The sequence below is a fragment of the Pseudomonas sp. S9 genome (assembly GCF_000222125.1).
GTDB lineage: Bacteria > Pseudomonadota > Gammaproteobacteria > Pseudomonadales > Pseudomonadaceae > Aquipseudomonas > Aquipseudomonas segetis.
In genome coordinates, this window is the sequence record NZ_AFFX01000002.1 from 23,299 (window position 1) to 37,645 (window position 14,347).

15 protein-coding genes are annotated in these 14,347 nt (G+C 56.9%); 5 read left to right on the forward strand and 10 right to left on the reverse strand.

The genetic code is table 11. The features are described 5' to 3' along the window. Positions 1–46: 46 nt before the first annotated feature. A complete protein-coding gene (locus tag PSES9_RS0103835) occupies positions 47–280 on the reverse strand; it encodes a TIGR02450 family Trp-rich protein (RefSeq protein ID WP_010484324.1) in 234 nt (77 codons plus the stop codon). Beyond that, on the reverse strand, positions 277–1,269 hold the full coding sequence (locus tag PSES9_RS0103840) for an NAD(P)/FAD-dependent oxidoreductase (protein WP_010484326.1): 993 nt from the start codon (positions 1,267–1,269) through the stop codon (positions 277–279). The genes PSES9_RS0103835 and PSES9_RS0103840 overlap by 4 nt, the downstream gene beginning before the upstream one ends. 255 nt (positions 1,270–1,524) lie before the next feature. On the opposite strand from PSES9_RS0103840, the gene PSES9_RS0103845 reads away from it, so the two are divergent. From PSES9_RS0103845 to PSES9_RS0103860, 4 genes are all read left to right on the forward strand, one after another. Next, positions 1,525–2,430 (forward strand): TIGR01777 family oxidoreductase, encoded by a 906-nt coding sequence (locus PSES9_RS0103845; RefSeq protein ID WP_010484328.1) that lies wholly within the window; start codon positions 1,525–1,527, stop codon positions 2,428–2,430. A 33-nt stretch (positions 2,431–2,463) separates the two neighbouring features. Further along, positions 2,464–3,489: a ferrochelatase gene (hemH, locus tag PSES9_RS0103850; RefSeq protein ID WP_010484330.1), complete on the forward strand. Its 1,026-nt coding sequence runs from the start codon at positions 2,464–2,466 to the stop codon at positions 3,487–3,489. 170 nt (positions 3,490–3,659) lie between these two features. Next, positions 3,660–5,039: a spinster family MFS transporter gene (locus PSES9_RS0103855; protein WP_010484332.1), complete on the forward strand. Its 1,380-nt coding sequence runs from the start codon at positions 3,660–3,662 to the stop codon at positions 5,037–5,039. Positions 5,040–5,386: 347 nt separating this feature from the next. Next, positions 5,387–6,670, forward strand: a complete 1,284-nt coding sequence (locus PSES9_RS0103860; RefSeq protein WP_010484334.1) for an arsenic transporter — start codon at positions 5,387–5,389, stop codon at positions 6,668–6,670. 19 nt (positions 6,671–6,689) lie between these two features. Here the strand turns inward: PSES9_RS0103860 and PSES9_RS0103865 are convergent, their stop codons facing one another. The 3 genes from PSES9_RS0103865 to PSES9_RS0103875 form a co-directional block, all read right to left on the reverse strand. Further along, on the reverse strand, positions 6,690–7,409 hold the full coding sequence (locus PSES9_RS0103865) for an anti-sigma factor (protein ID WP_010484336.1): 720 nt from the start codon (positions 7,407–7,409) through the stop codon (positions 6,690–6,692). Next, on the reverse strand, positions 7,406–7,954 hold the full coding sequence (locus PSES9_RS0103870) for a sigma-70 family RNA polymerase sigma factor (protein WP_083840249.1): 549 nt from the start codon (positions 7,952–7,954) through the stop codon (positions 7,406–7,408). Before PSES9_RS0103870 ends, PSES9_RS0103865 begins: the two co-directional genes overlap by 4 nt. A 125-nt stretch (positions 7,955–8,079) precedes the next feature. Then, positions 8,080–8,622, reverse strand: a complete 543-nt coding sequence (locus PSES9_RS0103875) for a DUF3455 domain-containing protein (RefSeq protein ID WP_010484339.1) — start codon at positions 8,620–8,622, stop codon at positions 8,080–8,082. 241 nt (positions 8,623–8,863) lie between these two features. Here PSES9_RS0103875 and PSES9_RS25640 point away from each other — a divergent pair, with 241 nt between their 5' ends. After that, positions 8,864–9,142, forward strand: a complete 279-nt coding sequence (locus PSES9_RS25640; protein WP_051120922.1) for a DUF4236 domain-containing protein — start codon at positions 8,864–8,866, stop codon at positions 9,140–9,142. A 21-nt stretch (positions 9,143–9,163) separates the two neighbouring features. Here the strand turns inward: PSES9_RS25640 and PSES9_RS0103885 are convergent, their stop codons facing one another. From PSES9_RS0103885 to PSES9_RS0103905, 5 genes are all read right to left on the reverse strand, one after another. Further along, positions 9,164–9,712, reverse strand: a complete 549-nt coding sequence (locus tag PSES9_RS0103885; protein WP_029529357.1) for an AAA family ATPase — start codon at positions 9,710–9,712, stop codon at positions 9,164–9,166. Positions 9,713–9,876: 164 nt separating this feature from the next. After that, the gene (locus tag PSES9_RS0103890) at positions 9,877–11,457 is read right to left on the reverse strand and encodes an ABC transporter permease (protein WP_010484343.1); all 1,581 of its coding nucleotides are present in this window, start codon (positions 11,455–11,457) and stop codon (positions 9,877–9,879) included. A 2-nt stretch (positions 11,458–11,459) separates the two neighbouring features. Then, entirely contained in the window at positions 11,460–12,479 is a 1,020-nt protein-coding gene (locus PSES9_RS0103895; protein ID WP_010484345.1) for an extracellular solute-binding protein, read from the reverse strand. A 146-nt stretch (positions 12,480–12,625) separates the two neighbouring features. Then, complete coding sequence (locus PSES9_RS0103900; RefSeq protein WP_010484347.1) at positions 12,626–13,192, reverse strand: YdeI/OmpD-associated family protein; 567 nt, start codon at positions 13,190–13,192, stop codon at positions 12,626–12,628. A 157-nt stretch (positions 13,193–13,349) separates the two neighbouring features. Continuing rightward, positions 13,350–14,246 carry a TauD/TfdA dioxygenase family protein gene (locus tag PSES9_RS0103905; protein WP_010484349.1) on the reverse strand — a complete coding sequence of 299 codons (897 nt, stop codon included), beginning with the start codon at positions 14,244–14,246 and terminating at the stop codon, positions 13,350–13,352. Between the last annotated feature and the right edge of the window lie 101 nt (positions 14,247–14,347).

A 14,347-nucleotide genomic window follows, 5' to 3' on the forward strand; every position in this document is an offset into this window, starting at 1 on the left:
GTCAAATTTTTGTACAAGTTTTTAAGAGGGTAAAGGTTGAGCTGGGTTATTTCCAGCCCATCAACCATTGCTCCTTGTGCTGCAAGCTCTGCCAGGCAAGCAGTTCACTGCGTTTGGTCAATACAGCCTGGAGTTCGATGCACAACACCTGGCCTTGTTCATCGCGCACTAGGTCGGTAACGATGAAGTGCTTTTCACGATTGCGCGGGGTGACAGCGGTCCATTTCGACAGCAGCAGCTTTTGCGGGTTAATTCGCCGTGGGGCCTGGCATGCATTCATTGCATATGCTCGAGCAGTTTGCGAGCGGCTTCCTGGCCACTCAACCAGGCACCTTCAACCCGGCCTGACAAACACCAGTCACCACAGGCATACAGACCCAGGTCCGCATCGGCCAAAGCGCCCAGTTGATGTGCAGCGGATGGACGTGCGTATAACCAGCGATGGCCCAGGGTGAAGGTCGGTGCCGGGACGGCGCAGCCGATCAATTCGGCGAAAGCCCCGTGCAAATGCTCGATGACCTGTTCCTTGGCCAGGTCGATATGCTGGCGGCTCCACTGACTGGTTGCATGCAGTATCCAGGTGTCGTTGCTGTTGTCGCGACCGGGTTTGCTGGTGCTGCGTGCTAGCCAGTCAAGGGCACTGTCCTGCACGAAGCAGCCTTCCACACGGGTGTCGAGTGGGCTTGCGAATGACAGGGCGACGGCCCAGGTTGGATCCATTGAAACACTTGCTGCCGCAGCGGCAAGTTTGGGCGCAGCGGCAAGCAGAGTAGTGGCTTGCGGCGCGGGCATGGCGATCACCACATGGCTGAATGGGCCGTGGCTCTGGCCTTCGGCATCCTGCAAGCTCCAATGGTGTTCACCGCGATAAACCTCGGTGATACGGCAACTGAATTTTACCGGCAGCGCACCCAGCATGGCGCGGGTTATTGCGCTCATGCGGGGCGAACCCACCCAGCGTACCTGTTCGTCGGGTGAGGCACTGAGCTCGCCGTCTCGATAGTTGTACAGGCTTGGTTGCCACTGACTGGCCCAGCCCCGTGCTTGCCATTGCTGCACAACTTCGACAAAACGCCGGTCACGAGCGGTGAAATATTGTGCGCCAAGGTCGAGGGCGCCAGCGTCGCTGCGCTTGCTGGCCATGCGACCACCGCTGCCACGGCTCTTATCGAAAAGTTGAACGTTGTAGCCGGCGCTTTGCAGGGCTTGAGCGGCGGATAATCCGGCAATTCCTGTGCCGATAATAGCGATGGGAATGCTTGAGTTCATGGTCTGCCTCATGTTCTAGAACCTTAGGCTACGCTTTGGTGTAAAGCTATACAATTTTATTTTTATGTATAAGATTGTGCGGCCCAAGACAGGACTCATCTATAGTTTAAGGCTCAACACAAAGCTTAATGACGCGGTTTTCAAGCTACTCGGTAAGCTTAGCCATTGTTGATGAAACGCCGCGCCCTATGTCAAAGGTAGACTGTTTAAGCTGTGAAAAATTGCCTTGGGCTAGATACATGCGAGGAAGATGCCATGCATATTTTGCTGACTGGCGGTACCGGTCTGATCGGTCAGGGCTTGTGTCATTACTGGGCCGCTAAGGGGCACCAGTTGAGCGTTTGGAGTCGCCGTCCTGATCAGGTCAAAGCGCTGTGTGGTGACTCGGTTCGAGGCGTTGCAAGGCTCGAAGAGCTCAAGGATCAATCTATCGATGCTGTGATTAATCTGGCGGGCGCGCCCATTGCCGATAAGCCCTGGAGCACCGCGCGCAAGGCCCTTCTGCGTGAAAGTCGAATCGCCCTGACCGAACAGCTCATCACCTGGCTCGCACAGCGTGAGCAAAAACCAGGCGTGCTTATATCCGGCTCGGCTGTTGGTTGGTATGGCGACGGTGGTGATCAAGTGCTGACTGAAGAGTCGCCACAGATGAGCGATGATTTTGCCTCCCGCTTGTGTGCCGATTGGGAGAGCGCAGCGCTGCAGGCCCAGGCGCTGGGTATTCGTGTGGTGCTGGTGCGCACAGGTTTGGTGCTTGCTGCAGACGGCGGCATGTTGAAGCGCCTGTTGTTACCGTTCAGGCTCGGCCTGGGCGGTCGTATCGGCAGTGGCAAGCAATGGATGCCATGGGTGCATTTGAGCGATCAAATCGCCTTGATTGATTTTCTCTTGCAGCATCAACAGGCCAGTGGTCCTTATAATGCCTGCTCGCCGCATCCGGTGCGCAATGGTGAATTTACCTATGAGTTGGGGCATGCGCTCAACCGCTTCACTGTATTGCCTGTCCCCGGTTTTTTATTGCGTGCAGGCCTTGGTGAAATGTCGATCCTGCTGTTGGGTGGCCAGCGTGCGCAACCCAAGCGTTTGACCGACCTCGGTTTTGAGTTCCGCTTCACTCATTTGGATGTCGCATTAACGGATTTATTGAATCCGACAGACTGAGCCCGATCAAAGCGGGCCGCACTAGGAATTTGCATGACCGATCACGCGTTACTGCTGGTTAACCTGGGTTCGCCAGCCTCGACAAAAGTTGCCGATGTCCGCAGCTACCTCAATCAGTTCTTGATGGACCCCTATGTGATTGACCTGCCGTGGCCGATTCGGCGGCTGTTGGTGTCGTTGATCCTGATCAAGCGACCCGAGCAGTCTGCCCATGCCTATGCCTCTATCTGGTGGGAAGAGGGATCGCCCCTGGTTGTGCTCAGCAAACGCTTGCAACAGGCAATGCACGCCAAGTGGACGCACGGCCCGGTGGAGCTGGCAATGCGCTATGGTGAGCCCTCAATCGAGTCGCAGCTGCAAAAATTGCTTGCCCAAGGCGTGAAAAAAATCACCTTGGCTCCGCTGTATCCGCAGTTTGCGGATAGCACCACAACTACGGTGATTGAAGAAGCGCGTCGGGTTCTTGGCGAGAGTAAGTCCGAGGTGCAATTATCGATTCTGCAGCCATTCTACGACCAGCCAGAATACATATCGGCGCTGGTCGACAGTGCGAAACCCTATCTGGCCAAGGGCTTTGACCATTTACTCCTGAGTTTCCACGGTTTGCCAGAGCGTCACTTGCACAAGCGTGATCCAAGCGCTGGTCATTGCTTGAAAGGCGCGGACTGTTGCCAGAGCGCATCGCCTGAAGTCCTGGCCACCTGTTATCGCGCGCAATGCATGCGCAGCGCCCAGGCATTTGCCGAAAAAATGGGCTTGCAGCCTGGGCAGTGGTCGGTGTCGTTTCAGTCTCGCCTTGGCCGGGCAAAGTGGATCGAACCCTATACTGAGGTTCGGCTTGAGGAGTTGGCGAAGCAGGGGGTTAAAAACCTGCTGGTGATGTGCCCGGCCTTTGTTGCCGACTGTATCGAAACGCTTGAAGAGATTGGTGATCGCGGATTGGAGCAGTTTCAAGAGGCAGGCGGTGAAACCCTGCAACTGGTGCCTTGCCTGAACGATCATCCAAGCTGGACCGAGACCCTTGCCGTTTTATGTGAACGCGCGCCTATCGACCTTTGAGTTGCAGCTCCGCTGGAGGGCGGGCGCAGGTTGGCGCCTGTCACTCCAAAGGATGATATTCATCCTGTTAATAACGCCTACGAGCGATACTCACCAGGCGGCATATCCGCCTAAGCTGGCAGTACTTTAAACCGTCGCGCACCGCATTTGCGCTGTCGAGGAAACTGCCCATGCCCAATAACAACAATGGCTATCCTTCAAATATTCGCGCTTGGACCACCGTCAGCATTTTGATGGTTGCCTATGTGCTGTCATTTATTGACCGGCAGATTCTCAATTTGCTGGTTGGCCCCATTCGCCGTGACCTGGCGATTTCCGATACTGAAATGAGCCTGCTGATGGGCTTGTCCTTCGCCTTGTTCTATACAGTGTGCGGTATTCCGCTTGGTCGCTTGGCGGATAGCAAGAGTCGTCGCGGGCTGATTGCCTTTGGCGTCCTGTTTTGGAGTGCCGCCACCGCTGCATGTGGGATGGTGCGCCTGTATTGGCAATTTTTGCTGTGCCGGATTGGCGTGGGCGTTGGTGAGGCTGCGTTGTCGCCCGCCGCCTATTCATTGATTGCCGACAGTTTCCCGTTGGAGCGCCGCGCAACCGCGATCAGCGTTTATTCGATGGGGGTTTACCTGGGCTCGGGCTTGGCATTCTTGCTGGGCGGACTGGTGATCAAGTTCGCCTCGGCGCAGGGTGATGTGATGTTGCCAGTGCTGGGTGAGGTCCGGCCCTGGCAGCTGATCTTCCTCGTCCTTGGCGCTGCCGGCGTGCTCTTTACCCTATTGATGCTGGCAGTTAAAGAGCCTGCACGCCGTGGTGCCGGGGCCGGTGTCGTGGTGCCGCTGTCACAAGTTGCCAGCTACATCCGCAAGAATCGGCGTACGGTGCTGTGCCACAACTTTGGTTTCGCAGGCCTAGCCTTTGCCGGTTATGGCAGCGCGGCTTGGGTACCTACCTTCTACATTCGCACTTACGGTTGGGATGCCAGCCACGTCGGGATCGTCTACGGCAGTATTGTGGCGGTGTTTGGGTGCTTGGGCATCGTCTTCGGCGGGCGCTTGGCAGATTGGATGGCCAAGCGTGGTCGCACAGACGCCAACATGCGGGTGGGCTTGTATGCGGCAATCGGTTCCGTGCCCTTTGTGTTGGGCTTTCCCTTGATGGAAAGCGCCTTTTGGGCTTCGGTCCTGATGGCGCCAACGGTGTTTTGCCTGAGCATGCCATTTGGTGTGGCGCCGGCTGCGATTCAGGAGATCATGCCTAACTCCATGCGCGGGCAGGCCTCGGCGATTTATCTGTTTGTCATCACCTTGCTCGGTCTGGGGATAGGCCCGACAGCCGTTGCGTTGGTGACTGACTACGTGTTTGCCGACGATAACGCGCTGCGTTACTCGCTGTTGATCGTGACCATACTGGCGGTTAGCACTTCGATTATCTTGCTGAGCAAAGGGCTCAAGCCATACCGCGAAAGTATCGAGCAACTCGGTGCTTGGTCTGCAGCTGCAGATCAGCAAACAGCGTATGACAGTGCTGCGACGCCAGCGCCTAACCGCCCATAAGCATCGATTCCCGCGCATGCAGACAGGCATACTGCATGCGCTTGTGGTTTAGGGCATTAGTGTCCACCGTGGGCGAACAGCTTAAAGATCGACATGTCCCGTCAAGGGCTTTGATGGGGCAGCGCACTGAGCCAAGCACTGGCAAATACCTGTTTTACCCACCTTGGGTTTTCTATATATTCGCCCCTCCCATAAGAAAAACTTCCCATCGTCGTGCTGTCCAGGCTTGGGCCTGAGGGCTGTTGCCGTTCACGGCACTTTGTATTTCGAATGGGGGGCTTTATTCAACTGGCCCGCCCTAAAGTCGATGTGCGACTGATCAATTTTTATCCTATTGAGTAACCTGCATGCTGATCGCGCTGTCGATATTCATCATTACCATCACCTTGGTCATTTGGCAGCCAAAAGGGCTTGGCGTCGGCTGGAGTGCGAGCTTTGGTGCTGTACTGGCACTGCTCTTCGGGGTGATTGGCCTTGGTGATATCCCGACGGTTTGGCAGATTGTGTGGAACGCCACCGGGGCGTTTATCGCGATAATCATCATCAGTCTATTGCTCGATGAAGCAGGGCTTTTCGAGTGGGCGGCGCTGCATGTGGCCAAGTGGGGAGGCGGCAGCAGTCGTCGGCTCTATGCCTTTATCATTCTGTTGGGCGCTGTGGTTTCTGCGCTATTTGCCAATGATGGCGCGGCGCTGATTCTTACGCCAATCGTTATTGCCATGCTCCTGGCGCTGCGTTTTTCCGCTGCTGCGACCCTGGCATTCGTCATGGGGGCAGGCTTTATTGCCGATACCGCCAGCCTGCCGTTGGTGATATCGAATTTGGTGAACATCGTTACCGCTGACTATTTCGGTATCAGTTTCAGCGAGTATGCCTCGGTGATGGTGCCGGTCAACATGGTCAGCATCGCGGCCACGCTGGGCATGTTGATGTGGTTTTTCCGCAAGGATTTACCGGCGGGCTACAACCTTGCGGATATCAAGCCTCCCGTCGAGGCGATCCGTGACCGGGCGACCTTTATTGCCGGATGGTGGGTGCTGGCGCTGCTGCTGATTGGCTTTTTTTTGCTTGAGCCGCTAGGCGTGCCTATCAATGCGATCGCCGCCGTGGCGGCCTTTGTGCTTTACCTGATTGCCGCACGCGGGCATGTAATCTCAACCCGTAAGGTGCTCAAGGAGGCGCCGTGGCAAATCGTGGTGTTTTCCCTGGGCATGTATTTGGTCGTTTACGGGCTGAAGAACGCCGGGCTGACTGACCATATCGCGCAATTGCTCAATGTGTTTGCTGAATATGGCGTGTGGGGCGCGACCCTGGGCACGGGGCTGCTGACCGCATTGTTGTCGTCGCTGATGAATAACCTGCCGACCGTGCTGGTGGGGGCGCTATCCATCCATGCCGCAGATGTCAGCGGGGTGACTCAGCAGGCGATGATCTACGCCAATATCATTGGCTGTGACCTCGGCCCTAAAATAACCCCGATCGGCAGCCTTGCCACGCTGTTGTGGTTGCACGTCCTGGCGCGCAAGAACATGACGATTGGCTGGGGTTACTATTTCAAGACCGGCATCGTTCTGACGGTGCCAATTTTGCTTGCCACCCTTGGCGCCTTGGCCCTGCGCTTGAGTATTTGAGCCGCTGTATAAAAGCTGCTTATATGACCTTCACCGCACGGCCAATAAATTGTATCGGTCCTGTTGGTTTACCCGTGGGTGAGCCATTGGGGTTTTCCAGGGTCAGCTCAAACAGTTGGTTGGGTGCCAGTGGCGGGAGCTTGTCGAGCGAGATTGACAGCTTTTGCCCAGGCTTGACCAAGCCCAAGGAAACCGGCGCTTGCCAATCCTCGCCTTTGGTCCAGAATTCGAGCGCCTTGTCGCGCGGCACCTCGGCAACCCCCAGCGGTATCAACTGGATTTCCTGTCGGTTACTGGTTTGGATAACCCAGCCCGGGGCTTTGTCTTGCGGAGCCACCAGCACCACCAGATAAGCTGTTTCATTGAGTGGTGCATTGCGTAGCAGCAAGACAGCAGCCAGCACCAAAGTCGCGGCGATACCGCTGGCGGCAAGGCTGCGCCACAGCGGCAACAGATTCCACCAAGATGTGGCAGCGGTTGATGAACCCTGCTGCAGGCTTGAGTTAATGCTGCGCTGCACACGCCGCCACAAAAAAGGCGAGGGTGTTTGCGCATCAGCTTGCTCGGTCAGTTCCAGTAAGCGTCTTTCCCAGCCATCGACCGCCGCCCGCAGTTCAGGCTCGGTCGCCATGCGCTTGCGTACCTCATTGCGCTGCTGCGCCGACAAGGTGCCGAGCACGTACTCGCTTGCCAGTTCGTCGATATTCTCCGGGCTGTTGCTGCCAGTCACCTTGCTCATCCCATGCACTCCCGCAACGCCAGCAGGCTGCGCTTGATCCAGGCTTTGACGGTGCCAAGCGGCGTGCCGAGTTTCTGGGCGATTTGCGCATGGGGGTAGCCATCAACATAGGCATGCAGGATGCAATTGCGCCGTGCTGGTTCCAGTTGTTCAAGGCAGGTATAGATCCGCCCCGAGCGCGCACGATACTCAAAGGAGTCAGCAATGCCAGGCGACGCCTGATCAGCCATTGACTCATGGTCGAGCTCGTCGGCGAGGGCATGGTTGGCATTGTCGCGGATGAAATTAAGTGCCAGATGGCGCGTCACGCTGAAGATCCAGCCACGGGCAGAACCTCTCGAGGAGTCATAGCTATTGGCTCGTGCCCAGATTTTGATAAAAGCGTCATGCACGATGTCTTCGGCCAGCGCATTATCGCCGACAATACGCTTGGCCACGCCGAGTAGGCGCGCGCTTTCCTGGTCGTACAAAACGCGCAATGCCTGCTGGTCGCCTTGGGCGCAACGTGTGAGGCAGGCTTCATAATCAAAGGTGGGTTCAGGCAAGGACAATAGCTTCAGACGCCATTAATTAGTAAATACCCCAGCCGCATGGACTGGGGTTTGATCTGATCAGATTAGACGACTTTGCAAAATGCGTAACCTGACCAGATCCTCTATTAGCGGAGTTTTTAGCTAGCAGTCCAGAAAATATAGTCTGCCTGATATTTCACGATCTCCTTGCTGCCCTTGGTCTCGGCTGTGCACGCCTTGGCAGGGGCCACGCCACCTTTGATTGCGACACGCTGGATGTAGCTGACACCGCTCATTGCACCTTTGCCTTCAGCCGGGTTGGCCTTGACCAACTGGTAAGGAATGTTGCCGTCACCAGCAGGCGCGACTGCCAGCTGGGTGCCAGTAACTTTCGAGCCGTCTTTGGCCTGCCAGGTTGCAGGCGGGCCAAAATACTCGCCAACCTGTTTGCCACTGCGATCATTCAGGGCAGCCTTGGGACCGACAAACACCCACTCGGTTTCGCCTGCGGCATTGGCTTTGTCACGGCATTCATAAGTGATTTCGCCTACACCGACAGTTTCCATCGCCACTTTGTTGCCGTCAGGCACCTTGATGCTGTCAGGTAAGCCCATCTGCGCATAGGCCGCGGGTACAGTGGCAAACAAGCAAGCTGCTGCGAGGGTTGTACTGGCAAGGCTGAAAATTTTCTTAGCGTTCATGCGAGTCTCTCCATAAGCCAAAAGGAGCAGCATTTAGTGGGCTGCTACTGGTACTACCCGGCAGAAACGCAATTGGATGCAGTGCAGGTGAAATATTTTTTCAGAGGTGCGCATTGGTGGTCAGCTTGGATGCGCCAGCCATTGAGAGCGTTGTCAAAACCACAGTCGCTTATTTCCCGCCTATGCTAAGGATCAATGCTTAATCAAGCAGCAATGACAACACTTGACTGGCGGTATCGATATGGCGATTCGATTGCGTAGGAGCTTCAAGGTGGCCCCGGGTATACGGTTGAACGTAAGTAAAAGTGGCGTCAGTACATCGCTTGGTGGCAAGGGGCTTACCGCAAACCTCAGCAAAAAAGGTACGCGTGTGACTGGCAGCATCCGTGGCACCGGGCTTTCAGCATCAAAGCTGTATGCGTCCGATCGGGCCGGGAGCGATCAGAAGCAATCACTCAGTTTTGGGCTGGCTGCAGTCGTGGTTGGCATTGCGCTATTGGCCTGGTTCCTTAGCTTCTGATGCTTTGGCGAGCGCCGTGAGTCATGACTGCGAATCCAAGCTGAGGCTGTCAAGGATGAAGCCTGCTCGCTGGCTGATACTTAGCTGCGGGACTTCAATCAGTTCATAGCCGAACTGCTGATAAACTTTGACCATCGCCTTGTAGGTTTGCACCGCCTGGGCAAAGCTTTGTTTGCGCTCGGCGTCATTTTCGTAGATGTGTTTCCACGGCGGGAAGATAAAGACATGACGGCTGTAGGTCATTGAGTTGGCCAGGCTTATCAAGGCTGCAGGCAGCTCAAGCCCCTCAAGGAGCGAGTAGCCGAGGCAATCGATAATGCCCCTGTCGAAAAACACCGGTTTGGCCAGCGTTGGTTGTTGGTTGTAGCTGGCAATTTCTGCGCGGACCATTTCATCCCTGAAGGCCGTTTTATTTTTCCACGGCAGGGCATCAGCCCCCAGCTCTTGCTGCTGGCGAATCACCATCCGGCCAACCTCGTACCTGCATCTGTGGCCAAGGGCTTTTATCTGTTCAATTACAGCGGTTTTCCCCGAGCCGGGGCCACCGGTGAAAACGATAAAATTATTCAACTGCCCAGCTCCGTGAATGCGCTTTGGGTCGATTGGTTTAATGCGGTTCAACCAAGGGGAGTGGTTTCAGGTGAAACCTGGCCATCCGCTCTTGCAGGCCAGAGGCAGAGCCAGGGTTGAGCAACAGGCCTGCTTGCGTTCCAGGGGGCAATTGCCCCCTGGTTTCAGCCTGCCTTGTGGCGGTAGGCCCTTGTGGTCAGCAGGTAAACCGGTAGACCCGATACCAGTACGATCAGCGCGGCATAAGGGGCCGCACCGGCGTACTCAAGGTTGCCGGTATGGGACCAGACCTTTGTTGCCAAGGTCTCCAGGCCGGTTGGGCCGAGGATCAGGGTTGCCGTCAGTTCCTTCATGCAGTCGAGAAAAACCAGCACGAAGCCGGCGCCGATGGCCGGCGAGATGATCGGCAGGGTCACCCGGAGAAAGGTCGCAATGGGCGTATGCCCCAGCGTGCGTGCCGCTTCTTCCAGTTGTGGCGAGGCTTTTTCCAGCGCCACGCGAATCGGGCCTTGCGCCATCGGCATAAACAACAGCGCATAGGCGATCAGCAGCAGGATACTGGTTTGGTACAGCACCGGCATGTAGCCAAGGGCAAAGAACACAAAGGATAAAGCGATTACCAGCCCCGGCAATGCATGGAGCAAGTAGGGCAGGCGATCCGCGAGCGTAGCCATGCGGCCGTAGTAGCGCACCACCACCAGACACACCGGCAAAGCCAGCAGGCAGCTGAGCAAGGCACCGCCGAAGGAGTAGGACAGCGACGCCCACAGTGTTTGAATGATCTCGGCGACCGGAAAGCTGGCCGAACTGCCTTCTATTATCCAAAAAGCGAGCATGGTCAGCGGTGTTCCACACCCGATAATGACCAATACCAGCAGCATCAGCTGTGCAGGCACTTGCCAACGGCCCAGGCGTACTGGTGCCGCGCTGCGGGCTACACCTTGGCCGGTGCGTGCATAACCACGACCGCGCAGACGAAACTCGCCCCACAGCAGAATCATGCACAGCGCCAGCAGTAGCGCGGAAAGCATGGCCGCGTTGTTACCATTAAATTCGAGCTCGAACTGTTGGTAGATTGCGGTGGTAAAGGTTTGATAGCGCATGATCGACGGTGCGCCAAACTCAACCAGCATGTGTATCGCAACCAGCAAGCTGGTGGCCATCAGCACTGGTCGCAGCAGCGGCAGCGTAACCTGCCAGAACACCTGGCGACGGTTCAAGCCGAGCATGCGTGCCGACTCTTCCAGTGCCGGGTCGAGACTGCGCAGAGTCGCTACCACGGGCAGGTAGATCAGCGGGTATTTCGACAGCACCATCACCAATACCGTACCGCCCAGCCCTTCGAACATGGGGCTCATCGATACCCAGGTAAACCCACTGACGAACGACGGAATGGCGAACGGCAGGCACAGCAGCACGTTCCAGTGCCGCCGCCAGCGCAGGTCGCTGCGTTCAACCAGCCAGGCCAGCCCCAGCCCGATCACCGCGCAGCCAATAGTCACCAGGACCATCAACTTCATGGTATTGGCCAGCAAGCCGAAGAAAAACGGCCGCCAGAGCAGCGAAAAGGCTTCGGAAAAGCCGGTTTCTGCGGCACGGGCGACTACGAAGAACAACGGCAGGGCCGCCACCAGCAGCAAAGCCAGTACCGGTAGCTGCAGCCAGATCGGCGGCGACTTGCGCCGCCGGCTGGCATGGCCTGCCGCCGGTAACGGCAGGTCGGGGGTTACCGCTTGGGGCTGCATGATCAGTTCATTCCGACTTCGCGTTGCAATTCCAGTGCATCTTCAGCCAGGCCAATTTGCGCTGCGGTGATCGCTGGTGGCTTGAGCTGGTCGTACGGCTTGAGCAGCGGGTCGGCTGGCACGTTGGGGTTGACCGGGTACTCGGCGGATTTGCTCAAAATGGCTTTTTGCCCTTCATCACTGATCATGAATGCCAGGAATTGCTGGGCTTCTTTGGGGTGCTTGCTGGCTTTGATCACTGCGGCACCCGAAACACTGGACAGGCCACCGGCATCGCCATCGGCGAAGTAGTGCAGCTTGGACTTGAGCTCGCCTTTTTCTTTCTTCAGCGCGGTCCAGTAGTAGCTGTTGACCAATGCAGCCCCAATTTCACCGTTCTCCACCGCCTTCATGGCGACGACGTTGTTGGTGTAGGTGGAGCCGAACGCCTTGAGGCCGGTCAGCCATTCTTCGGCAGCCTCTCGGCCATTGAGACTGATGACTGCGGCAGTCTGGCCAAGGAATTCACCGCTGCTCGGGACAAAGGCGATCTTGCCAGCCCACTCCGGATCGGCCACTTCCAGCACGCTGCTTGGCAGTTCGGCTTCAGTGATCAGGTCAGGGTTGTAGGCCAGCACGCGTACGCGGGAGGTAATACCGAGCCAGTTGCCGTTGTTGTCGGAGAACTTGGGGTCGATCTGCTTAAGCGTGCTTGGGTCTACCTTGGCCAGGAGGCCTTGGCTGCCCAGCTTGATCAGCGGCGGCGCCTCTTCGGTGTAAATGATGTCAGCCGGGGAGCGCTCGCCTTCTTCGGCGATCTGGTTCGCCAGTTGGCCGCCACCGCCCTTGCGGATCAGTACCTTGATCCCGGTCTTCTCCTCGAACGCCTTGGCCACGGCCTTGCCAGTGGCTTCATGCTGGCCGTTGTAGAGGGTCAGGGTTACCGGATCATCGGCGTACACGCCACTGGCGAACAGCATGCCGATGGACAGAACCCCGGCGCTGATTACACGCGCCAACCCGGTTACTCGATGTACGGACATAAGCCTCTTTCCTCTGACACAAAAAGTTACCGAGGGATTATACAGGCCAATTGATGATGATTCTCAAAAACTCTCGACGCATGGCCAGGAACAGGCGCAGGTCATTGGGTTAAAGGAACACTTAGGTAAGGTAGGAGAGGGAGTTGCTAGCCCTGGCCTGCCGGGTCGGCGGCACGTGGCGCACTGAACGCCTTGCTGTAGTAGCCCGAAGAATCAAAGCAGCAGACTCTTTTCTTGCCCGATGACAACATGTCGCAGGCATCAATGATCCGCTTGGCGCGCGTCTTTGCCTGTTTGGCTGATGTGATCCAATGGATCCAGTCAAGCCGCGCAACGGTGGTTGTGTCTTGCCAGGTGGCCAGCGCTTCGGGAGACACCTTCAAGGCCTCGCTCAGCTCGGCAGGAACCTGGGGCTCAGGTTCTTGCGCCATGGCATTCAGGTCAAACCTAGCCATCTCGCCAATAGGGGCTCCGAGCTTTTCAAGCAGTTGCTCATCGATTTTCAACCAGTGGCTCTTTTGGCCATCGGGTTCAGCCAGCGCCTGGAAGTATTGGTCGTTGATACGGCCCTCTACCGTTACCCGGCCGCGCCTGGGCAACTTGGCGCTGGCCGCTTTGGGCAGGATCACGAACGCCCAGGCACCGCTGTTGCCATGTTCGCGAGGGCTCAGTAATTGCGCCTCGAATTGTGATCTTGAGTCTTGTGCCGTCATGGTTGAGCTGCTGTGCAACATGGATAATAGGAACCAGCCGGTATTTAGCTGAGCTCTGTATTTTTAGCCCAAACAGTTATAGGTCGGAAGTTTCACCGGCGCAAACGCCTGTCTCGAACCCGGGCAGGCATTTGCAGCTTGATACGCGATTGCAGGATCAGCGACTCGGCACTTCACCGACCACAGTGGTGCGGTACATTTCGCGGCGCATGCCGTGGTAGTCGGCCACCGGCATATGCCAGGTGCTGCGGTTGTCCCAGATCGCCAAGGTGCCCTGGCGCCAGCGCATGCGACAGGTAAAGGCCTCGCTGGTCGCCAGCTTGAACAGGTAGTCCAATAGCGGTCGCGCTTCATCCGGGCGCAAGCCCTTGATGCCCGTGGTGTAGGCCGGGTTGATGAACAGCACCTTTTGCCCGGTTTCTGGATGCGTAATTACCAGCGGATGGCTACGCACTTCTGCTGAGGTGTCGCTGCCGTAACGTATGGCCATGTTTTCCAGCAGGGCGTTGTGCCGGGCATTGACCCCGTAGGCCATTTCCGGGCTGTGCACTGCATCCAGGTTGGCCAGTAGTTTCTTCATCCCCGGCGACAGCCATTCGTAGGCCAGCGCCAGGTTGGCGTAGCAGGTATCGCCGCCAAAGGGCGGGATGTCATGGCCATAAAGCAAGGTGAACGCAGGCGGACGTTCCTGGAAGGTCCAGTCGGTGTGCCAGGCACCGCCGAAGACAAAAGGGGTTTTCTCGGTGGCTTCCTTGAGCACATGTACCACATGGGGATGGTCGTCCATGCAGGTCACGTAGGGTTCGCGACCGAATTCGCCGAAATGTTGGGTCACGCGCTCCAGGTCACTGACGCTCAGGGACTGGTCGCGGATAAAGACGACTTTATGCGCAAGCAACGCCTGGCGCAGTTCGGCAAAGCCTTCGTCGCTCAGGCGGGTCAGGTCGAGTTCTTCAATATCTGCGCCTATGGCGCCGGTGCTTGGCGTCGCGCGAAAGTGCTGGTAACTGGCGGCGCGGTTATGGCTGGGCAGGCTGTAGATAAATTCGCTCATGGCTCGCACTCATTGTTATTGGAGTGCTTGCAGGATGCAGGGTGAGTGCTAGGCTCAGCCATGATAATCACTGCCAAAAATTGATAATCGCTGCCATGACA

What these genes read in the sequence shown, in the direction of transcription:
- PSES9_RS0103890 (WP_010484343.1), bottom strand. Translation starts at nt 11,457, where the DNA reads ATGCAGCCCCAAGCGGTAACCCCCGACCTGCCGTTACCGGCGGCAGGC.
- PSES9_RS0103860 (WP_010484334.1), top strand. Translation starts at nt 5,387, where the DNA reads ATGCTGATCGCGCTGTCGATATTCATCATTACCATCACCTTGGTCATT.
- PSES9_RS0103875 (WP_010484339.1), bottom strand. Translation starts at nt 8,622, where the DNA reads ATGAACGCTAAGAAAATTTTCAGCCTTGCCAGTACAACCCTCGCAGCA.
- PSES9_RS0103905 (WP_010484349.1), bottom strand. Translation starts at nt 14,246, where the DNA reads ATGAGCGAATTTATCTACAGCCTGCCCAGCCATAACCGCGCCGCCAGT.
- PSES9_RS0103845 (WP_010484328.1), top strand. Translation starts at nt 1,525, where the DNA reads ATGCATATTTTGCTGACTGGCGGTACCGGTCTGATCGGTCAGGGCTTG.
- PSES9_RS0103840 (WP_010484326.1), bottom strand. Translation starts at nt 1,269, where the DNA reads ATGAACTCAAGCATTCCCATCGCTATTATCGGCACAGGAATTGCCGGA.
- PSES9_RS25640 (WP_051120922.1), top strand. Translation starts at nt 8,864, where the DNA reads ATGGCGATTCGATTGCGTAGGAGCTTCAAGGTGGCCCCGGGTATACGG.
- PSES9_RS0103835 (WP_010484324.1), bottom strand. Translation starts at nt 280, where the DNA reads ATGAATGCATGCCAGGCCCCACGGCGAATTAACCCGCAAAAGCTGCTG.
- PSES9_RS0103865 (WP_010484336.1), bottom strand. Translation starts at nt 7,409, where the DNA reads ATGAGCAAGGTGACTGGCAGCAACAGCCCGGAGAATATCGACGAACTG.
- PSES9_RS0103855 (WP_010484332.1), top strand. Translation starts at nt 3,660, where the DNA reads ATGCCCAATAACAACAATGGCTATCCTTCAAATATTCGCGCTTGGACC.
- hemH (WP_010484330.1), top strand. Translation starts at nt 2,464, where the DNA reads ATGACCGATCACGCGTTACTGCTGGTTAACCTGGGTTCGCCAGCCTCG.
- PSES9_RS0103895 (WP_010484345.1), bottom strand. Translation starts at nt 12,479, where the DNA reads ATGTCCGTACATCGAGTAACCGGGTTGGCGCGTGTAATCAGCGCCGGG.
- PSES9_RS0103900 (WP_010484347.1), bottom strand. Translation starts at nt 13,192, where the DNA reads ATGACGGCACAAGACTCAAGATCACAATTCGAGGCGCAATTACTGAGC.